16 protein-coding genes and 2 pseudogenes are annotated in these 20,718 nt (G+C 67.8%); 9 read left to right on the top strand and 9 right to left on the bottom strand.

The genetic code is table 11. From position 1 onward, the window contains the following. Window positions 1-280 precede the first annotated feature (280 nt). From cphA to ACNFJ7_RS00220, 4 genes are all read left to right on the top strand, one after another. Window positions 281-3,043, top strand: coding sequence for a cyanophycin synthetase (cphA, locus tag ACNFJ7_RS00235; protein WP_019368667.1), 2,763 nt, complete (start codon window positions 281-283; stop codon window positions 3,041-3,043). Continuing rightward, entirely contained in the window at window positions 3,036-3,932 is an 897-nt protein-coding gene (locus ACNFJ7_RS00230; protein WP_019368666.1) for an isoaspartyl peptidase/L-asparaginase family protein, read from the top strand. The genes cphA and ACNFJ7_RS00230 overlap by 8 nt, the downstream gene beginning before the upstream one ends. After that, a complete protein-coding gene (locus tag ACNFJ7_RS00225) occupies window positions 3,925-4,725 on the top strand; it encodes a cyanophycinase (RefSeq protein ID WP_019368665.1) in 801 nt (266 codons plus the stop codon). Before ACNFJ7_RS00230 ends, ACNFJ7_RS00225 begins: the two co-directional genes overlap by 8 nt. 393 nt (window positions 4,726-5,118) lie before the next feature. After that, complete coding sequence (locus ACNFJ7_RS00220; RefSeq protein ID WP_019368663.1) at window positions 5,119-6,345, top strand: nucleotide disphospho-sugar-binding domain-containing protein; 1,227 nt, start codon at window positions 5,119-5,121, stop codon at window positions 6,343-6,345. Here ACNFJ7_RS00220 and ACNFJ7_RS00215 read toward each other — a convergent pair. The 4 genes and pseudogenes from ACNFJ7_RS00215 to ACNFJ7_RS00200 all read right to left on the bottom strand — a co-directional run. Next, complete coding sequence (locus tag ACNFJ7_RS00215) at window positions 6,317-7,102, bottom strand: fatty acid desaturase (protein WP_019368662.1); 786 nt, start codon at window positions 7,100-7,102, stop codon at window positions 6,317-6,319. The two genes, ACNFJ7_RS00220 and ACNFJ7_RS00215, sit on opposite strands and share 29 nt — an antisense overlap. A gap of 223 nt (window positions 7,103-7,325) precedes the next feature. Then, window positions 7,326-8,207 carry an NAD(P)H-hydrate dehydratase gene (locus tag ACNFJ7_RS00210; RefSeq protein ID WP_019368661.1) on the bottom strand — a complete coding sequence of 294 codons (882 nt, stop codon included), beginning with the start codon at window positions 8,205-8,207 and terminating at the stop codon, window positions 7,326-7,328. Beyond that, complete coding sequence (locus tag ACNFJ7_RS00205) at window positions 8,204-8,965, bottom strand: histidine phosphatase family protein (protein WP_019368660.1); 762 nt, start codon at window positions 8,963-8,965, stop codon at window positions 8,204-8,206. The genes ACNFJ7_RS00210 and ACNFJ7_RS00205 overlap by 4 nt, the downstream gene beginning before the upstream one ends. 570 nt (window positions 8,966-9,535) lie before the next feature. Further along, a pseudogene (locus ACNFJ7_RS00200) lies at window positions 9,536-9,802 on the bottom strand (transposase); the annotation flags it as partial. Here ACNFJ7_RS00200 and ACNFJ7_RS00195 point away from each other — a divergent pair. From ACNFJ7_RS00195 to ACNFJ7_RS00180, 4 genes and pseudogenes are all read left to right on the top strand, one after another. Then, window positions 9,792-10,070 (top strand): annotated as a pseudogene (locus ACNFJ7_RS00195) (STAS domain-containing protein); the annotation flags it as partial. The pseudogenes ACNFJ7_RS00200 and ACNFJ7_RS00195 sit on opposite strands and share 11 nt — an antisense overlap. A gap of 65 nt (window positions 10,071-10,135) precedes the next feature. Further along, complete coding sequence (locus ACNFJ7_RS00190) at window positions 10,136-12,043, top strand: BCCT family transporter (RefSeq protein WP_019368657.1); 1,908 nt, start codon at window positions 10,136-10,138, stop codon at window positions 12,041-12,043. A gap of 229 nt (window positions 12,044-12,272) precedes the next feature. Further along, window positions 12,273-12,632, top strand: coding sequence for a PRC-barrel domain-containing protein (locus tag ACNFJ7_RS00185; protein WP_019368656.1), 360 nt, complete (start codon window positions 12,273-12,275; stop codon window positions 12,630-12,632). Between the two features lie 60 nt (window positions 12,633-12,692). Further along, window positions 12,693-12,866, top strand: coding sequence for a DUF1328 domain-containing protein (locus ACNFJ7_RS00180; RefSeq protein WP_019368655.1), 174 nt, complete (start codon window positions 12,693-12,695; stop codon window positions 12,864-12,866). On the opposite strand, the gene ACNFJ7_RS00175 is transcribed toward ACNFJ7_RS00180, so the two are convergent. Both ACNFJ7_RS00175 and ACNFJ7_RS00170 read right to left on the bottom strand, forming a co-directional pair. After that, a complete protein-coding gene (locus ACNFJ7_RS00175; RefSeq protein WP_019368654.1) occupies window positions 12,867-13,328 on the bottom strand; it encodes an MgtC/SapB family protein in 462 nt (153 codons plus the stop codon). A gap of 39 nt (window positions 13,329-13,367) precedes the next feature. After that, window positions 13,368-15,077, bottom strand: coding sequence for an SLC13 family permease (locus ACNFJ7_RS00170; protein ID WP_019368653.1), 1,710 nt, complete (start codon window positions 15,075-15,077; stop codon window positions 13,368-13,370). A gap of 180 nt (window positions 15,078-15,257) precedes the next feature. On the opposite strand from ACNFJ7_RS00170, the gene ACNFJ7_RS00165 reads away from it, so the two are divergent. Then, window positions 15,258-16,709, top strand: coding sequence for a L,D-transpeptidase family protein (locus tag ACNFJ7_RS00165; RefSeq protein WP_019368652.1), 1,452 nt, complete (start codon window positions 15,258-15,260; stop codon window positions 16,707-16,709). Between the two features lies 1 nt (window position 16,710). On the opposite strand, the gene ACNFJ7_RS00160 is transcribed toward ACNFJ7_RS00165, so the two are convergent. The 3 genes from ACNFJ7_RS00160 to ACNFJ7_RS00150 form a co-directional block, all read right to left on the bottom strand. Further along, window positions 16,711-17,919 carry a cation:proton antiporter gene (locus ACNFJ7_RS00160; RefSeq protein WP_237718455.1) on the bottom strand — a complete coding sequence of 403 codons (1,209 nt, stop codon included), beginning with the start codon at window positions 17,917-17,919 and terminating at the stop codon, window positions 16,711-16,713. Window positions 17,920-17,948: 29 nt separating this feature from the next. Beyond that, window positions 17,949-19,514, bottom strand: coding sequence for a DUF389 domain-containing protein (locus tag ACNFJ7_RS00155; protein ID WP_019368650.1), 1,566 nt, complete (start codon window positions 19,512-19,514; stop codon window positions 17,949-17,951). 71 nt (window positions 19,515-19,585) lie between these two features. Beyond that, complete coding sequence (locus ACNFJ7_RS00150) at window positions 19,586-20,698, bottom strand: serine hydrolase (protein ID WP_236704540.1); 1,113 nt, start codon at window positions 20,696-20,698, stop codon at window positions 19,586-19,588. Between the last annotated feature and the right edge of the window lie 20 nt (window positions 20,699-20,718).

Below are 20,718 nucleotides of genomic sequence, written 5' to 3'. Positions count from 1 at the left end.
ATCTGCGTGGTGATGAACATCGGAATCTTGGCCGCACTACCGCCAGAGCCCTGGATCGTCAGGGCCGACAATTACCATTGCGCGAGCGACTTCAAGAGAAAAACTAGGGCCATCCGCTCAAAGCTGTTTGGCGTGCCCCCGCGCCGCTAGCGCGAATGCCGCCGGATAATCCACATCGTTTCAAACCGTTGATCCGCATCAAACGGCGGAACGCGGATGCCGGCTGCGCCGTTTTACGGGTTCAGGCACCGGTCCTCGGTGCCGCTTCCAGAGGGTAACCATGACAGCGTTGGTGCAGCCGGCCGATTTTGCGCGCCCGGCGACGGCGAACGGAATGCGGGTGCAGGAGCGCAGCGTCTATCGCGGTCCCCATCTCTACAGCACGCGGCCGATGATCCGCATCCAGGTGGATCTGCGCGACCTGGAGCAGTGGCCGAGCAACAGGCTGCTCGGCTTTGCGGACGCGCTGCTCGCGCTGCTCCCCGGGCTTGGCATCCATGGCTGCAGCTATCAGCGTCCGGGCGGCTTCGTCGATCGGCTGCGCGAAGGCACCTGGATGGGCCACATCATCGAGCATGTCGCGCTCGAGCTGCAGACACTCGCCGGCTCGCGGGTCACCCGCGGCAAGACGCGGTCGGTGAAGGATCGGCCGGGCGTGTACAATATCCTCTATGCCTATCGCGACGAAGCGCTGGGGCTCGCCGCCGGCCTGGCCGCGATCCGGCTCGTGGCAGACCTGCTGCCCCAGCCGCTGCGCAAGGTGGAGGGGCTGCGCCTGCTCGGCACCGCGCCGCTGGATTCCCCACAGGACGTGCGCGCGATCGTCGCTCCGCTGCAGGCGATCCTCAAGGCGAATGCCCTAGGCCCTACCACGCGTGCGCTAGTAGAGGCGGCAGAACGACGCGGCATCCCGGTCACGCGGCTCAACGAGCAGAGCCTGATCCAGTTCGGCTATGGCAGCCGCCAGAAGCGCATCCGCGCTAGCATCACCGGCGATACCGCGCAGATCGCGGTCGACATCGCGGGCAACAAGGCAATGACCAAGCAGTTGCTGGCCGAGGCCGGGCTGCCCGTGCCTCGCGGCGTGGTGGTTCGGCGCTGGGAAGAAGCGCTGGAGGAGGCGAAGCGGCTGAAATGGCCGGTGGTGATAAAGCCGCTGGACGGCAATCACGGCCGCGGCGTCACCACCGGCATCATGGAGGAAGACGCGGTGCGCACCGCCTTCGGACTGGCCGCGCAACATAGCCGCCGGGTGATCGTCGAACAGCAGGTGCCGGGCAACGATCATCGCATCCTGGTAGTGAACGGCAAGGTCGTCGCCGTCGCCGAGCGCGTGCCGGCGCAGGTGATCGGCGACGGCTTCCATTCGATCGCGCAGCTGATCGACGATCTCAACCAGGATCCGCGCCGCGGCACGGGGCACGAGAATGTGCTGACCCGGATCGTGATCGACGAAGCGATGCTGGCGCTGCTGGCAAAGGCCGGCCGCACCCCCGCGACCATTCCGATGGCGGGCGAGCAGGTGATCCTGCGCGACACCGCCAATCTCTCCACCGGCGGTACCGCAGTCGACCGGACGGACGTGATTCACCCCGCCAATCGCGCGATCGCCGAGCAGGCGGCGGCGGTCGTCGGCCTCGACGTTTGCGGGATCGACTTTCTCTCGCCGGACATTCGGCGCCCGGTGCGCGAGACCGGTGGCGGGATCGTCGAGGTGAATGCCGCGCCCGGCTTCCGCATGCATCTGGAGCCCTCGAGCGGCACCCCGCGCGACGTGGCGACCCCGGTCATCGACATGCTGTTTCCGCGCGGATCGCGCAGCCGCATACCGATCTTCGCGATCACCGGTACGAACGGCAAGTCGACCACTGCCAGGATGGTGTCCCGCATCCTGTGCCAGTCGGGCAAGAATGTCGGCATGACGTCTACCAGCGGCATCTACTTCAACGGCCATCTGATGGTGGAGGCCGATGCCAGCGGACCGAAGAGCGCGCGCGCGGTGCTGCGCAATGCCGCGGTCGACGTGGCGGTGCTGGAAACCGCACGCGGCGGGATCCTGCGCGAGGGGCTGGGCTATGACGCCGCCGATGTCGGCGTGGTGCTGAACGTCACCGCTGATCATCTGGGGCTGAAGGGTATCGACACCGTCGAAGAACTGGCCGCACTGAAGGGCGTGGTGGTGGAAAGCGTGGCACGGCGTGGACATTCGGTGCTCAATGCCGACGATCCGATGTGCCACCGCATCGCCCGGCACGCACGCGGCACGATCGTGTGGTTCTCGCTGTCTGGCGGCAGTGACCTTTCCGATCAGCTGCGTCGCCACATCGCGGCGGGCGGCATGGCGGTGGTGCGCGAACCCGACAGCTATGGCGGGTGCATCGCGATCCACCGCGACGGCGAGCGGATTGAACTGATGCCCGCCGCCGACATCCCCGCCACCTTGGGCGGGATCGCCGAATTCAACATCGCCAATGCGCTCGCCGCGGTGGCGATGTGCGTTGCGCAGCGCGTGCCGTTGGATGCGATCCGCGAGGGGCTTCACGCCTTCAGCGTCTCGTTCGAGGACTCGCCGGGACGCCTCAACATCCATGACGCACACGGGATGCGCTACATTCTCGATTACGCGCACAACCCCGCAGGCCTGCGCGCGCTGGGGCAAGTGATCGAACAGATGCGCCCGCGCTACCGCCGCGTGATCGGCATGGTCAGCATCCCCGGTGACCGGCGCGACTGCGACATTGTCGAGATGGGCCAGCTCGCCGGCGCTCTTTTCGACGAGATCGTTTTCCGCGAGGCGCCCGACGGCCGGGGACGCCCGCGCGGCGAGACCAACGGGCTGATGTCCGAAGGCGCGATGCAGGCAGGGGTGCAGCCGGAGAAGGTCCACCGCATCGTCGACGAGATGGACGCGGTGAACATGGTGCTTCAGCTTGGCCGCCCGGGCGACCTGCTGGTGATCATGCCCAGTGCGATCCAGGCGGTGTGGGATCGAATCCTCGCCTTCGAGCCCGAAGCGACAGTTCGGGAGACGCTGCATGTCTGAAGCAGCCCGGTGGGCGATCATCGTTCATGGTGGCGCCAAGACCATCGATCCGGCGCTCCATGATCGCAACCGCAAAGGCTGCGCCGCCGCCGGCAGGGCGGGCGCAGACGTGCTGCGCGTCGGCGGCAGCGCGGTGGCGGCGGCCGAAGCGGCGGTTCGGGTGCTGGAGGACGATCCGGTGTTCAACGCGGGCTTCGGCTCCGTACGGACGAGCGACGGCACGGTCGAGATGGACGCCGCGATGATGGAGGGTTCCAGCCTCGCGATCGGGGGTGTCGCGGGGGTGCGGCGCGTGCGCAATCCGATCGGCGTCGCGCGCGCGATGCTGCCGGACCAGCCCGTGCTGCTCGCCGGCGAAGGCGCGGAGCGGTTCGCGGCGGCGCACGGCATCGCGCTGGTCGAGCCCGAGACGATGCTGTCCCGCGAAACGCTCGCCTCGGAGAACAGCAAGGCACATGATACGGTGGGCTGCGTGGCGATCGACGCCACGGGCGCGATCGCGGCTGCCACATCCACCGGCGGACTACCGGGCAAGCACCCCGGCCGGATCGGCGACTCTCCCGTCCCTGGCGCCGGGCTCTATGCGGACGATACGCTGGGCGGCTGCGCCTTTTCGGGCGACGGCGAAGCGATCCTGCGGACGATGCTCGCGGCGCACGTGATGCACGCCTTGGAGACAGGCGGCACCGCACACGAGGCGGCCGAACACGCGATCGCTCGGCTCGGCAGGGTCGGCGGCGAGGCGGGCGCGATCGTGGTGGACCGATCCGGCGCCTTCGGCATTGCGCACAACAGCGATCACTTCGCGCTGGCACTGCATTCCAGCGAGCTCGATGCTCCGCGTGCTGCCGTTCACCGCGATGAATTGAAGGATATCCTGCATGGCTGAACGGGGCGGACCGCTGATCATCATCGGCGGCCACGAGGACAAGGAAGGCGACAAGGCCATCCTTAAGGAAGTCGCCGCGCGCGTGAAGCAGGGCAAACTGGTGATCGCCACCGTCGCCAGCCACAAGCCCGAAGGCTATTTCGACGCCTATCAAAAAGCGTTCGGTGCGCTGGGCGTCGACCATCTCGTCGAGCTGTATGTGCACGAGCGCGGCGACACGCTGGAGCAGCAAATGCAGTCGGTGCTCGAAGGCGCCGCCGGCATCTTCTTCACCGGCGGCGACCAGCTGCGCATCTCCAGCCAGATCGGCGACACGCCGGTGGAACGGATGGTGCGCGACATTCACCAGCGGGGCGGCGTGGTGGCGGGGACGTCCGCGGGCGCCTCGGTGATGAGCGAAACGATGCTGGTAAAGGGCTCCAGCTCGGAATCGCACCGCATCGGCGATCTGCACATGGCGCCCGGGCTGGGGCTGGTGCGCGACGTGATCATCGACCAGCACTTCGCCGAGCGCGGGCGGATCGGGCGGTTGCTCGGCGCGGTGGCGCAGAACCCGCGGGTGCTGGGCATCGGCATCGACGAGAATACCGCGATCGTGCTGGAGGGCTGCTGCTTCCGGGTGATCGGCGCGGGCGCGGTCTACATCGTCGATGGGTCGGGCGTAACGCATTCCAACATCGCCGAAGCCAGCCCGGAGCGCACGCTATCGATGCACGATGTGCGGCTGCACGTTCTCAGCGATGGGGACGGCTTCGATCTGGACGAACGCCGCCCGGCACTGCGGAAGGGCTGAAGCTCGACGGTGCAGCATCACCGGTGCATGCTGGGCGCGTCTGGCTGAAGCGGTGCGCTCGTCATCGCCGCGGTGAAGCGCACGATGCATGCGCCCATGCCCTCACATCTCCTCGCCTCGCTGCCGCGCGTCGCGGCCAAAATGGCCTTCAGGGTCGGCGCTCCCTGCCGGATCCGGAATCGCATCTCGGCCGCGACATCCGTCAGCCGCTCTGGCAACCGGACCCTTCCGACTCTAGCCACAGCATTCCTGGTCGACGAAGGTGTCGTCGCGGCGATCGACCCCAGCCAGCCTCGCGTTCCTCGCCTTTGCGTAACCCGAGCGTTGGCGAGGCACGGATGATGCCGGACAACGTTGGTGGAAATTCCGCTTCACACAGGCGATCGAGCATCGATGGGACATCTCGCTATCCTCACCGCTCCGCTGCCGGGTCATCTGAACCCGGTGCAGGTACTGGCCAGCGCCCTGGTCGGTCGCGGCTGGCGGATATCGCTGGTACATCTGGACGCAGCGCGGCGGTTCATTACCACGCCTGATATCGGGTTTACGCCCTTGCCGGGCGGAACGGAGCAGGTGCTGGAGGCGTATCTCGCCACCCTCGTGGAGCCGAACGGCCCCACGCGCCTCAGACGCATGATCGGTGCGACCGCGGCGATGACGGACAGGCTGCTGGCGGAAGCGCCCGGGGTGCTGGATCGGATCGGCGCCACCGCGATCCTCGCGGATGCGGTGGAACCCGCCGGTCCGCTGATCGCCGCCAGGCTCAAGCTTCCTTATGCCATTGCCGTGACCGGCCTGCCGCTCCTGGGCGAAGCCGATGTGCCGCCGCCCTTCGTCGGCTGGCGGTACCGCCCCGATGCGCTGGGCAGGTTCAGGAACCGATCCGGCTATGCGATCACCGATTGGCTGATGCGGCCCGTCCAGCGTGTGATCGATGCCCGTCGTCGCGAATGGAACCTCCCGGCGAGTTGCCCGCGACCACGGGTTCAGGTCGCGCAGTGCCCGCGGGGACTGGATTTCCCCCGCCGGCGCCTGCCGCCGGAGTTTCACTACGGGTCCCCCTGGCGCGCCGCCGAAACAGAGCCCCTGCACTTGCCGCACGACGGCCGCCCTTTAGTCTTCTGCTCGCTCGGCACGATACAGGGGGCTCGCCGGGAGCTCTTCGTCACCATGGCACGGGCTTGTGCGGCGATCGGCGCAAGAGCCGTGATCGGCCATGGTGGCGGCCTTTCGCCAATGGAAGAAAACGCACTGCCCGGCGATCCGTTGGTGCGTGCCTTCTGGCCGCAGGCGGCGGTACTGCGGCAGTGTGCCGCCGCGGTGCTCCACGGCGGCTTCAACTCGGTGCTCGATGCGCTCGCCGCGGGCGTACCGATCGTGGCGCTGCCGATCGGCTTCGAACAGCCCGCAACCGCTGCCCGGCTGGCGCATATCGGCGCAGGGCGCGTCCTGTCCCCGCGCGGGCTGAGCGTCGGCGAATTGGCCCTCGCGTTGGAAGCCGTCCTCCGGCAGCCAAGCTATCGGCAGGCCTCCCGTACCATCGGCGCCGAGATCGCTGTCGCCGGAGGTGCGGCCGCCGCCGCTGCCGCCGTCAACGCCGCGCTAGCCGCTCCCGCCTGAGTGCCGGCAGCCGCCACCAGGGTGTGCCGGGGCTCAGGTGATGTTCGTGATGATAGGCACCGAAGTGGAAGCAGGTAATCAGCGACAGCATCGGCCCCAGCGTGTTGCTGCGCGCATGATGTTTGTCGGCAAACGGCCGGCCATCATGGCGGTGCGGCAGATAAGTGCCGAACAGGAACAACTGCCCCAGCGCCAGCAGCGCGGGCACCGCCCAGAAGACGACGATGTTGAGCAGCGACGCCCCCAGCAGCAGATAGACGATCGCCGCCGCGGTGATCCGGGCGAGCTGGCCGTGCGTATAATAGGTCCGGAAGAAGGATCCGAACCAGGGTAGTGCACGCTGCGGCGCGTCGGCATGGAAGTCTGGGTCGTCGGCACTGCCGGGTGCCGCATGATGGGCGTGGTGCTTGGGCAGCAGGACGGCGTAGGAAAGGCCGGCATATGCGCCCAGGCAGAGCGCTCCCACAACCGCGTTCCATCTCGGCCTGCCCGGTGCAAGCGATCCATGCATGCAATCATGCGCGACAATGAACAGCCCGGTGCTGAGCCAGGCCTGTAGCAGGACGATGAACACCGCCAGCGGCGCGGCGGCGATGCTCCAGCGCCAGAAGAAGATGCACCCGACATGCACGGCCAGCCAGGCGCCCCCGATCGCCGCAGCGATCCACCGCCCGCGCTGTGCGACCCGCTTGTCCTGCGCGTCGATGCCACACCGGCCTTGTCGTCCTTCGTCGCGAGGTGCTTCTAACCGGGTCATGGATTGCTCCGGTGCTGCCCGCGCTGCCGTGCAGGCAGGTCGACGGCAGCATGGTTGGCAATGGGGTAAGCCGTTGTGACAAAAGAACGCCTTGTCTTCAACGCCAGGCAGCGACGCCGGGTCCGCGGCGCGAACGCTAAATCTGCGATCCGGGAAGGATGATGAGCCGATGCATCGCGCTCGTCCGCACCACGGCCGCCGGGACGTAAGCATCTCTGGAAGGTCAAAGCTCGCCTGCGGCCATCAGCGTCGGAAACGCCGAGGGCAGTTCCCGACCTAGAAAGCCGATGGGACCGACACGTTCCGCCAGCTGCCGGCCTGCTTCGCCATGCAGCCACACGCCCCAGGCGGTCGCCGGCAGCGGATCGGCGCCCCGCGCGAGCAGCCCGCCGATCGCACCGGCCAACACGTCGCCGGAGCCTCCGGTTGCGAGGCCGGGGCCGCCGCCGGGATACCGCAATACCCGGCCATCGGGCGTGGCGATATGCGTCTCCGGCCCCTTCAGCGCCACCACGGCGCCAAACCGTTCCGCAGCCGCCCGCGCAACGGTGGCAGGCTCGCGCGCAATCCGTTCGGGCTCTTCGTCCATCAGCGTCGCCATCTCGCCAGGATGGGGCGTCAGCACGGCCGCGCGCTCGCGCCCTTTGACCATCGCCGCGCGCGGCCCCAGAACCGCCAGCATGGCCGCGTCCAGCAGTAGCGCAGGCCGGTCGCGCGAGAAGGTGAGCACTGTATCCACTATCGCCCCGGCGTCCGCAGCGCTCCCTGTCCCAGGGCCCAGAACAAGCGAGTCGCACCGCTCCAGTAACCCTGCCAGCATCGGTCCGGCGTCGCCGCCCAGCTCACCCGCCGCGTTCGCCGGAAGCCCGAACACCGCGGCCTCCGGCATCGCCATGCCAAGCGCGAGCGCCGCGCGCTCCACCGTCGCCAGCTGGACCTTGCCTGCACCGGTGCGCAGCGCGGCCTCGCCGGTCAACCGCAGGGCGCCCGGAACCCGCTCCGCGCCGCCCGCGATCAGGACGCGCCCGCGCGCATTCTTGTCGGTCGCGTGCTCGCAGGGCGGCAGCGGATGGGCGGCCAGCCAGGCGCGATCCAGCGCGATCACCCCCGCGCTCCCACCATTGCATCGGGCGATGTCGTCACCCGGGCGGATGTGCTCTCCTCCATCGGCGCGGTGACGTTATAGCGCACCAGCTGCATACCCCCTTCCCCACACTCATATTCGGTGACCGAACAGTTGGCGACGTCTCCGGCGCGGTCGATCGCCAGGATCTCCGCCTCGCTCAATCCCTCCAGAATGTACCGCAGGCACAGCACGACAACCTGATGGGCGACGATCATCACCGGCCTTCCCGCATAATGCAGCGACACCGTGTCGAGCAGTGAGCGCAGCCGCAGGATAACGTCGCACCAGCTCTCGCCGCCTGGCGGCCGGTGGTAGAACTTGCCCAGCAGCCGCCGGAACTCGGCCTGCTCCGGGATTTGCGCGGCGATGCCCGCAGTGGTGTATCCGTCCAGAATCCCGAACTCTTTCTCGCGCAGCCGCTCGTCGGCGCAGATGATGGCGTTGGGCAAGCCGCGATGGGCGTCGCGCAACAGCCGTGCGGTCGCATGCGCGCGAACATAGGGGCTGCAAAGAATCACTTCTGGCTGGCCGTGTCCCTCGCCCGCGGCGAACCATCGTCCGAGCGCCATCGCTTGGCGCTCCCCGAGCGCAGAAAGCGGCACATCCACGTCGCGATGGTCGAGCGTTATGCGTTCCGCTCCGGCGTAATGCGCTGCATCTCTGGCGACATTGCCGGCGCTTTGGCCATGCCGGATCAGCCACAGCCGCGCCGGCCATCTGGAGGTAACGGAAGTCATCGACAATAAATGCCAGGAATCACAGCGCGTTCCCCAAGCGATGCAGGCGCGCGGCCAAAAAGCAGGCTCGCTCCGATGCTCCGGCCGCCCTCCTGGCCGTGCGGCCTTACCGTCAGAGCGGCGATACTTGCGACACTCTCCGCCAGCCCGGCCTTCACGCCGGCGCGGCAGGACGGGGTTCACCCCTCTCGCGCTCGGGATAGCGAGGCATCAGCAGACGTCGCGACTTCCTCGCGGCGCGCCTGTTGCGAACGGCCGACCGGTCTGGTCGTTGGACGCGCTGATCGCGCGGATCGCTGCGTTCCAATATGTACTGGTGCCCTAGCCGGACTCACATCCACCTCCAGAAACCCCAGAAAACTGACATTTTTTGCGTCCCCAGAATGCCGTGACCCACTCGTGGCTCACCAAAACTTGGTTCCGAAACCCGGACACGAACCCTCGCCTATCGAACCCATTTGGTAGTATTGGGTACGCTTCGCAGTACGCTTTCGGGCGATTGTGTTGAAAAGGTGGGAGTCGACGGCAGGCATGCCCGTGGTTTGAAATGGAGCCAGGCGCGCGCGCACCTCAGGCGGGTGCCATCCGTGTTGGCATCGGGATCAACTTGGCCATCTTGCGGAGGTTCTGGGCGGTAGCGGCGAGGAGGAACTCGTCTTTTGCGCCGTTGGAACCTCGCAGGCGCAAACGATCGAGCTTCAGGATGCGCTTGAGGGGCGCAAACAGCATCTGGACCTTCTTGCGCTGGCGACGGGAGCTTACATAGGCGTGGGTGGTGGCAATATCGCGGGCCAGGTCACGAGCGCCTTCGTGGATAGAGTGCGTGACCTTACGGGTCTCGGGCGAAATCTTCTTCGCCTCGGTCAACCGCTTCGCCCGCGCCTTCCAAGGGGAGGATCGCGCGGGCCAGGTGGTGATCGACGTGACGGCGGCCCATTTCTGGGACATCTCCGGCGTCGGCGCGCTCGACAAGATCGTCGCGCGGCTTTGTCGCGACGGCCGCGACGTCGAGGTGGTCGGCTATAACCGTGCGAGCGCAGACATCGTCGATCGCTTCGCACTCCACGACAAGACCGGCGTCGAACTGGGGCTGGCACCGCATTGAGCCCCCGGGTGGCGCGACGGCAGTTGCGGCCACCTTTTCGCCCGACGGGCGTTCAGCGTGCACATATGCTGAAAAGTGCAATCAACCCCCGCGTGTTCTTGGGCGCCTCGGCGCTCATCCTGGCCTTGCTCGGCGTCACCACCGCGATGCCCGGCAGCGCCGACCTCGCCTTCAAGGCGGCGCAGGCCTGGACCATCGACACGTTCGGCTGGTTCTACATTGCCGCGGTCGCGGTGTTCCTGGCCGTCGTCCTCGCGCTCGGCTTCGGGCCGGCAGGAAAGCTGAAGCTGGGGCCGGACGATGCCGAGCCCGACTTCCCCTATCTCTCCTGGCTGGCGATGCTGTTCGCCGCCGGCATGGGCATCGGGCTGATGTATTTCGCCGTGGCCGAGCCGATCCAGCACTATATCTCGCCCCCGGAAGCCAAGAGCGGCACGATCGCCGCGGCGCGGGAGGCCATGGCGATCACCTTCCACCATTATGGCGTCCATGCCTGGGCGATCTACGCGCTGGTCGGGCTGAGCCTTGCCTATTTCACCTATCGCAAGGACCTGCCGCTCACCCTGCGCTCGGGGCTGGCGCCGATCCTCGGCAAGCGCATCGACGGGCCGCTCGGCGACGCGATCGACATCTTCGCGGTGTGCGGCACGGTGTTCGGCGTAGCGACGTCGCTGGGCTTCGGCGTCTCGCAGATGACCGCCGGCCTCGCCTATATCTACGCCCTTCCCGACACGCTGACTGCCAAGATCGTCGTGATCGTGCTGGTGATGGGGGCGGCGACGCTGTCGGTGCTGAGCGGCGCGGATCGCGGCATCCGGCGGCTGTCCGAACTCAACCTCACCGTCGCCGTGCTGCTGATGCTGTTCGTGCTCGCGCTGGGCCCCACGCTGTTCCTGCTGCGCGCGCTGGTGCAGAATTTCGGCCTGTATCTCGATCACTTCGTGATCCGCACCTTCACGCTCTACGCCTATGAGCCGCGCGCCTGGATGGCGGACTGGACGCTGTTCTACTGGGCGTGGTGGATCGCCTGGTCGCCCTTTGTCGGGATGTTCATCGCCCGCATCTCGCGCGGGCGGACGATCCGCGAGTTCGTCATCGGCGTGCTGTTCGTGCCCACCGCCTTCACCTTCCTGTGGATGACGGTGTTCGGCAACACCGCGATCTCGCTCGATCTGGGCGTGGCATCGGGCGGGATCGCGCAGGCGGTGCAGGCCAATCTCTCCACCGCGCTGTTCAAGTTCCTGGAGTATCTGCCCGCCGCAAGCGTCACCTCCACCCTCGCCATCCTGCTGGTGGCGGTGTTCTTCGTCACCTCCGCCGACTCCGGCGCGCTGGTGATCGACACGCTGGCCTCGGGCGGCAAGGAAGACACGCCGCGCTGGCAGCGGATGTACTGGTGCGTGCTGCTGGGCGCGACCGCCACCCTGCTGCTCGTCGCCGGCGGGCTCGGCGCGCTCCAGGCGGCGACCCTGCTGGCGGCGCTGCCCTTCTGCTTCATCATGCTGCTGCTCGCCTATGGCCTGATCCGCCAGACCAATGCCGACCTTGCCGGCGAAGCGATCCCCGACGAAGCGCCTGCGATCAGCGAGCGCCTGAAGCGGCTGGTCCTGCCTGCGCGAAGGTCCGACATTCTCGAACAGCTCCATCGCAACGGCGAGCCCGCGCTGCGCGCCGTCTACACGGCGATGCAGGCCGAGGGCTGGACCGACCTGCTGCTCGAAATGGAAGAGAGCCAGGTGGCGCTTATCGTCGGCAGCCAGAGCGAACGACCGTTCACCTACCGCCTGTTGCCGCGCGCTCGGCCCCTAGCCGCCTATACGGCGCTGGAGGCGTCCGAAACGCGCCGCAGCATCGGCTGGTCGCTTGCCGTAGAAACGCTTCCGCCCGCCAAGTCGCGCGACCTCACCGGATTCTCCACGCGGCAGATCACCGGAGACGTCCTCAGCGCGCTGGAGCGATGGAAGGCGCGCTGATCGCCTAACGATGGTCGAAGCCGGAGATCGCTCCAGCGCAGATAACAGCCCTCCAGCACTGCAATTCGGGAATTAATCCTTTTCCACGGAACATGATCGGGTACGACCCGTTGCCCTAGAGACCGCCACGATATCGCTGCAGCATATCGAGCGCCCGATCGGGGCGCCACGGGCGGCGCGTTCAGGGAACGCCCAAAGGGACCATCCACCATCCGAAAGGAGATGCCCAATGGCAGACAACAACACGCTCGATCGCAACGAAACCCAGGACATGATCTCGTCCGCCAAGGTCGAGGGAACGGCCGTCTATGGCCGTGACGGAGAGAAGATCGGCTCGATCCACCACCTCATGCTCGGCAAGCGTGACGGCAAGGTTCGCCATGCCGTGGTGAGCTATGGCGGCTTCCTCGGCATGGGCGAGGACTATTTCCCGCTGCCGTGGAACGAGCTCACCTATGACGAGGAGCGCTCGGGCTATGTCGTCCAGCGTGACGCGGACCAGTTGCGCGGTGGACCGCATTATGCGCGGGACCACGAGCCGGTCTGGGATCGCGCCTATGAGGCGCAGGTCACCGGCTATTACGCCTGACGACGGCAAGGGTGCGGCGGCGATCGCCGCCCCCACCCCTCCAACGGATAGGAACACGCCATGATCAAATGGGCCCTCATCTTCGCCATTCTTGCCGCCGTGCTGGGTGTGCTGGGCTTCGGCGGCCCCGCAGCAGCAGCCTGGGGCATCGCCAAGCTTCTGTTCTGGATCGCGCTCGTGGTTGCGCTGGTGCTCTTCGTGCTAGGCTTCACGATCTACAAGAAGGCGACCTGATCACTCCGCATCATATTTCTGCGTGAAGGGGCCGCTTACCAGCAGGAGGAGCAGCACCGACGAGGCCAGGATGCCGGCAAGCCAAAGCATGCCGATGCCGCACAAAATGCCGATCACGCCCGCCGCCCAGATTGACGCGGCGGACCCTGCCCCCTTCACATAATTCTCCTCGCGGAACATCGCGCCGGCACCAAGAAAGCCGATCCCGGTGATCACGCCCGCGAAGACCCGGCCAGGCCCTACGTCCAGCTGCGGATCCCGTGTGCGCACCGCGAGTTCCAGGATCGCCAGCGAGAGCGCGCAGGCCCCCAGCGACACGATTACAAACGGACAATAGTCGATTGGCTTGCGGCGGAGGAACCGCTCTAGCCCGATCAGCAGCGGCAGGAGCAGCGAGGCGCCGATCCGCAGCAGCGCCTCGCCCCAGGGGATGTGGATCGGAGAGAAGGTTCCTGGCTCCATACCTGGGAAACGGATGGTCCCCCGCGGGGTTGCGCCATGCTACGGGAGAGCGAGCACCACCGCCGCCGTTCCGACCACCAGCACCACCAGCAGCGCGCCCATGCGCGCGTAATCGGTGAAGCGATAACCGCCCGGCCCCATGACCAAAAGATTGTTCTGGTGGCCGATCGGCGTGAGGAAGTCCGCCGACGTGCCGATCAACACCGCCAGCAGTGCGGCATCGGGTGCGATCCCAAGCACCCGCGCGGCATCGATGGCGAGCGGGCCCATGATGATCGCGGTCGCGACGTTGTTGAGGAAGATCGACAACAAGAGGGTCATGCCGCACAGCGCGGCGATCACCGCCACGGGCGGCAGCCCCGCAAGCGTCGTCCCCAGCCACTGGGCGGCGATGGCGGCGGCACCGCTCGTCTCGAAGCTGTGGCCCACCGGGATCATCGCCGCGAGCAGCACGATCACGCTCCAGTCGATCGCCTGGTAGACATCGTCGGCGCCGATCAGCCGCGTCGCGACCAGCACGACGGCAGCGGCAAGAAAGGCGAGCGCTGGCAGCGCCCCGAACCCGACGATCGCGAGAATCGCGGCTAGGAAAATTGCCACGACCGGAGCCGCGCGGCGGCGGGCGACCGGCAGGCGATCCACCCGGTCGATCTCGAGCAGCCGGGCACTGCCGACAAACTCGGCAAGGTCCGCCGGGCGGCCGCGCACGAACAGCTGGTCGCCGGCCTCGATTCGCAGCGAGGGCAGCGGCGCGCGCCGTCGCGCGGCCCGCGGTCCCACGGCGACGACCGTCAGCGTATCGCCGCTGCGGATACGAACCGCCTCATGGCTGAGCCCGATGAGGAACGAGCCGTGCGCCACGACCACGCGCGCCGTGACGCTGTCGTCGTCCGCCGCATGGAGGTCGGCCGCGAGCCCGGCCGCGTCGGCAGCGTCCCATTGCTGGCGGCGCGACACGACCAGCAGCCGGTCGCCCGCTTCCACCTGCACCTCGGGATGCACGCGATGCCCCTCCCGGAAGACGGCAAGCAGACGGACTGCTGCCGCCCGTAGACGGGGGAGCAGGGTTGCGAACGGCAGGGCCTCTCGGGCGGTCAGCTCGTACACCCGCCAAGGCGGCCGCGCCGGACGGTCCATCCCCTGTCGCACCGGCAGCAGCCGCCAGCCGACCAGCACGAGGTACAGAAGCCCCACCGCCGAAACCGCCACCCCCACCGGCGCCATCTGGAAGAAGCCGAAGCCCGTGCCCAGCTCCTTGGCGCGCACCGAGGACAGGATGAGATTGGCGGGCGTCCCGATCAGCGTCGTCATGCCGCCCAGAATGGTGGCGAAGGCGAGCGGCATCAGCGTCGCGGCAGGCGGCCGCTTGGCCTCGCGCGCCACCTGCGCGGCGATCGGCATGGTGACGACGAGCGCGGCGATGTTGTTCATGAAGGCGGAAAGGAACGCGCCCAACACCAGCAACACCGCGAGCCGGACGGTAAAGCCTGCACGCGCCGGCATCAGCGCCCGCGATACGCTGGCAGCGACGCCGGACAGCTCGATCGCGCGACCGATCACCAGCACCGCCGCGACCGCGATCACGGCGGGATCGGCGAAGCCGGCAAAGGCCTCTCCCGGTGGCGTAAGGCCGAGCAGCACGCAGGCGAGCAGCGCCAGCAGCGCGACAAGGTCGTGGCGCACGCGTTCCGAAACGAACAACACCAGCGCGCCCAGCAAGACGGCGGCGCTGAGAATCGCCGGGGTCATCCGCGACCCGCCCGCCAAAGCGGGGCACAGGCACGATGGACCGATCGGCGGCGCGGGTGCGTTTGCAAAGACATGACTGTTTCAAACCTTCGGTTTCGCTGCATGGTTGCAGCCCCCCTTCTCCTGTCCGTTGCACCTCCCGCTGCCGCCGCTGCCGTTCGCCAGGGTGCCGCTGTTCTCATGTCCGCGGGGCAGGCGCAGGCTGCGCTCCGGTCGCTCGCAACCGAGCCCGAGCTTCAGCGCTTCTATGATCGGGCACAGTGGCGCCTCGTTTGGACCGACGCGGCCGCGCGCGCCCTCGAAAATGCGATCGCGCACCGTGCCGATCATGGGCTGGATCGACTGTCCTTCCCGTCCTCTGTCGAGCCTGCCGCAAGTCCCGAGGCGCTGGATGTCGCACGCACGCGCGCCGCGCTGCGCTATGCCCGCGCGCTGGCCATGGGCGTAGTGGATCCGGCAACGCTGCACGCCGTCTACACCCTGCCCCGCCCCGACGTCGACATCGCAGGGGGGCTTGCCACCGCGCTCGACCGCGGCGACCTGCCCGCCTGGCTTGCCGGCCTTGTCCCGCAGGACGCAGACTATCGCCGCCTTTCCGAGGCCTATCGCGCCGCGGTGGCAGAGCAGCGCCTCGGCAGCGGCTCCGCCCCCCAAATCGCTGCGGACGGCCTGATCCGCCCTGGCGACCGCGACGATCGCGTTCCGGCGATCGTCAAGCAACTCGCAGCGGAAGGCTATCTGCTGGACCTCGGTACGACCTCGCCCTCGGCCCCCGCCCCGTCTCACCTCTATACCAGCGACATCGCCGATGCGGTGCGCGCGCTGCAGCGCGACTATGGCCTTGTCGAGGACGGGGTCGTCGGTCCGCGCACGATCCAAGTGCTGACCCTGAGCCCGGCCGACCGCGCCCGTACGCTCGCCGTGGCGCTCGAACGGCTGCGCTGGCTGGCGCGCAATCCGCCGGCGACGCGGATCGACGTCAATATCGCCGCCGCGCGCCTCGCTTATTACCGCGACGGCATCCTGGTCGACAGCCGCAAGGTGATCGTCGGCAAGCCAGGGCGCGAGACGCCGCTGCTCTCCTCCCCGATCTACCGGCTGGTCGCCAACCCCACCTGGACGATTCCCAAGTCGATCGAAAATACCGAGCTGGCGCATGTCGGCCCGGACTATCTCGCCAGCCACAACATGGTGCGCCGGGGCGGCTATATCGTCCAGCAGCCGGGGCCGGACAATGCGCTGGGCCTGGTCAAGTTCGACATGGTCAATGACCAGGCGATCTATCTCCACGATACCAGTGCGCCGGCCCTGTTCGAGCGCAGCCAGCGGCATCTCAGCCATGGCTGCGTGCGGGTGGAGGATGCGCTGGGCTTCGCGCAACGCATTGCCGAGGACGAAGGCGTGGCCGATCGCTGGCAGGCGGCGAGCGCCAGCGGCGCGCAGACCTTCGTGGCCCTCCCGGTACGCATCCCGGTGCGGCTGCTCTACCAGAATGCCTTTGTCGACGAGATCGGCCGGGTAACGGTCCGCACCGACCCCTATGACTGGAACGGGCCGGTCGCGCGGGCGCTCGGCTTCGACGACGGTGCGCACACCAGAACGCAGGCCGACGCCATCGACATCGGCCCCTGACTCAATGCTCGGCGTCCGCCGCGCCGGTCAGCTTCCAGCGGCGGAGGAGCGGCGGCATGGTGAGGCCTTGTGCAAATATCGAGAAAGCAACGACGCCGAAGGTGACCACGACGATCGCACCGCGCTCGGCAACGCTCGCCGGCACCGCCAGCGCCAGCGCAAGGCCCACTGCCCCGCGCAGCCCGCCCCAGACCAGCACATGCTGATAGGTTGCCGGCAGCCGCAGCCCCGTGCGCCCGAACAGCGCCGCCAGCGGATAGACCGCCGCCGCGCGGCCGAGCAGCGTCAGCAGGATCCCCGCGATCAGCGCGCCGCTCACCAGCGCGATCGGCTGGTGCGCCTCATGGCTGCCGATCAGCAGGAACAGGCAGGAATTGGCGAGAAAGGCAGCATAGGCCCAGAAATCCTGGACATGCTGGCGCCCCGCGACCGAGATCGATCCTCGCGGCCCGATCGCGCCGACGATGATCCCGGCCGCCAGTGCGGCGAACACGCCCGAGGCATGGACATGCTCGGCCAGCAGGAAGCTCGCCCAGGCGATCACGGTGGTCAGCGTCACCTCGACCAGATGGTCCTCGGTCCGCCCCGCGACGGTCAGCACCACGAAGGCGATCGCGGCGCCGATCGCCACGCCGCCCAGCACCGTCCAGAGCAGCGACGTCGCGACGCTACCGACGCTGAGCCCGCCACCCTCGGCGACCGCAATGAGGATCGCGAAGCCCACGGCGGCAACGCCGTCGTTGAGCAGGCTTTCCGACTCCACCACCATGCTCAGTCGCGGTTCGGCCTTCATCTCCTTGAATGCGGCGATCACCGATACCGGGTCGGTCGCCGCGATCAGCACGCCGAAGAAGGCCGCGCCCAGCCAGCTCCAGCCCAGCAGCCAGTGCATGCCGACGGTGACCAGCAGAGCGGAGATGGCGACGCCGAGAAACGCCAGCACGATGGTGAGCGGCAGCTCCTCGCGGAACCGCTGCCAGCGCAGCTGCAACGCCGCCTCGAAGATCAGTGGCGGCAGGAACACGTTGAAGATCAGCTCCCGCGACAGCGGCAGGTTGGCGCCCACCGGCAGGAAAGCGAGTGCGATCCCGGCCAGCACCAGCCCGGCCGTATAGGGCAGCCCGATCCGCCGCGAGATCATCGCCACCAGCGACGCGACGATCAGCAACGTGCCGAGTTCGGGAAGACCGATTTCGTTCAACGCGGGCACTCCTGTTGGGGCTGGGCGGGAGAAAATCCCTAGGGCAGAACCGGCGCCGGGACGAGCGCAAAGCGTTGCCCGGCAGGCGGGGCTGCGCTTGCCGCGAGACCGGCACGGTGCAATTGCTCGGCAATGGCGAGCGCGCGTCGCTGCGTGAGGTTGGGTTTCGCTGGCGCGGTGCCCTTGGGCAGGCCCGGCACGCCGAGCGCACCGATGTTCCAGCGCCTCGCCGCCCAGATCGACGCAGCGACGGCCTCGGTCGCCCGCGCGTCGAGGCTATCGACATTGTCCGCGAAACCGATCTCCGGCAGCGGCCCCTGCGGCGGAACGATCGCCACCGTCCAGTCGCCCGCGCGCTGCGCCGCCCGCGTCTCGAGCATGCGGTAGGTCTCGATCCCTGCCCCCGGCAGCGGCGTCGCGGCGGCGGTGGCACGGTGATGGTCGCGGTCGACGGTGACGTCGTCGGGCTTCAGGCCCGCGATCAGCGCCACCATCTGCGCGATCTCGGTCACGCGCTGCGTCTCCTGATTGGACGCCTCCCCTGCCCGCCGCAGTTCCTCGCGCTGTGCCGCCAGCGCGTCGGCGCCCGCGCCGAGCAGCACCTGGTCGAGATTGAGGCGAACGGGCCGACCGAGCTGCGCCGCCAGCGCCTTCTGGATGGTCACGGTCTTCTGCATCGCGTCCTGCGGGGTAATCACCACGGCGCGGACGACCAGAGGCTCTCGGGTGAAGTCGAGGTCGAGCTGGGTGACCCGCGCCTTGGCGCCGAACCGCTCCGCCAGCAGCGTTCGCGCCTGGGTGACCGCCACCGCCTCGCGACCGATGCGGTTGAGCGAGATGCCGAGCGGGATCGCCATCGCGACGAAGACGAGGATCAGGATCGCCGTCTGCGTCCAGGTCTGGCGGCGCGAAAGATGATGGCCGAAGCCGTAGAAACGCGCCATCGCCGTGGCGGAGAGCGCGATGGTGATGAAGTTGGTCACGAACAACGCCAACGCACCCATCCCCACCGGCGCGTTCCACGTCGCGATGCCATAGCCGACGACCGCCAGCGGCGGCATCAATGCGGTGGCGATGGCCACGCCGACAATGGTTTCGCCCCGCCCGCGAATGATCGCATAGGTACCCGCCAGCGCCGCGAACAACGCAACGGCCAGGTCGAACAGATTGGGCCGAGTGCGCGCGACGATCTCCGAGGTCGGCGCCTGCAGCGGGGAGATGGTAACGATCAGCGCGGTGAATGCGACGGCGGCAAAGGCGCCGATCGCCAGCGCCTTGAGCGACCTTCGCAGCTCGACGAAATCGAACAGCGCGAGGCTGAAGCCGAAGCCGAGAATGGGGTTCATCAACGGAGAGATCAGCATCGCGCCGATGACCACCGCCGGCGAGGACAGCAGGAGGCCCAGGACCGCAATGCCGGCGGACATCATCGTCATGAAGGCAAAGCGGCCGGACCAACCGCTGTCCTCCACGATCCGGGCGACCACCGCCTCGTGGTCGATCGGCGCTACCACCGACTGGCGCCACCAGCGATACAAGGCCAAATGCAACAGGCGCTCGCGGAGCCGGGCACGGCTGTCCGTTGCTTGGATGGCTTCGTTCAAGGCGGTCCTCGTCCCGTTTTCTGTTCGTTGCGCGGACGTTAACCGCAATCCGTCCGTAGGCGAAGGCAAGTCTATTCGGCGGTGCGGATGATCGCGCGCGTGACATTGCCCATCAGCCGCATTCGCACCGGGATCGGCTGGCGGGTGCTGGCGATCATCACCGCCACCGCATAGCGATGCCCATTGGGCGCGGTGAGCAGGCCGACATCGTTATAGCCGGTGGCGAGATTGCCCAGTTCCTGCCCGGTCCCGGTCTTGTGCGCCATTTTCCAGCCGGGCTGCAGGCCGGACTTCAGCCGCAACGGGCCCGTCTTGCTCGCGAGCATGATCCGGAAAAGCCGATCGGTAGAGCCATAGCTGAGCAGCTCGTCCTGCGCTAGCAGCGACAGGCCCAGCGTGATGCCATTGGCGGTCGCGCCGTCATAGGGCGCGGCCAGATAGCGATCGAGTGCCTTGCGGCGTTCTGCCGCAGGCATGGCCGCGCGCGCCTGGAGGAAGCCCCAGCCGCCCGCCCATTCCTTCCGCCAGACCAGACCGGCAGTCTTCGCCTGGAGTTCGCGCTCGCCGGGACCGAAGCCGACGCCGTCGATGCCTTTCTCCTTCAGCATGCGGCGGATGGCGGCAGGGCCGCCGACCTTCCACAGCAGCACGTCGTTGCAGGTATTGTCGCTGCGGGTCAGCGCGCATTCGAGCAGCGCGCCGACGGTGGTGCGATAGCCGTTCGGCCCGACCAGCGGGCGGATCGGTTGGTGGAAGACGGTGAGATCCTCGCGGATTACCTTCACCGGCGTGGCTAGCGACATCCGAGCGTGATCGATCGCATCGAACACCGCGATCGCCACCCACAGCTTGCTTACGCTCTGCTGCGGATGCGGTCGGTCACCGTTCCATGCGACCATCCAGCCACGATCGACATCCCGTACCGAGATCGCAACCTGCCCCCGGAACCCGGCGCCAAGAGCCTGCACCGCATTGAGCAAAGCCGCCGGCGGCTCGTCGGATCGCCTGGGCCTCGGCGTCGCGGAGGTCGCGTCGATCGGCGGCGCGACCAACGTCGGGCGTGCAACGGGCGGCGGCGGTGGCGCCTTTACAGCGATAGGGGGTGCGGCGGGAACACAGGCGGCGAGCAGGATAGCCGGCGCAACGTGCACGCCCAAGCGGACGACAGTATCGATACGTGGCAAATAGCCCTCCTTTCCAAACG

Source organism: Sphingomonas sp. HT-1 (assembly GCF_048568905.1).
GTDB lineage: Bacteria > Pseudomonadota > Alphaproteobacteria > Sphingomonadales > Sphingomonadaceae > Sphingomonas.
The sequence above is the reverse complement of the archived record's forward strand: the minus strand, read 5'-3'. Positions and strand labels throughout refer to the sequence as shown.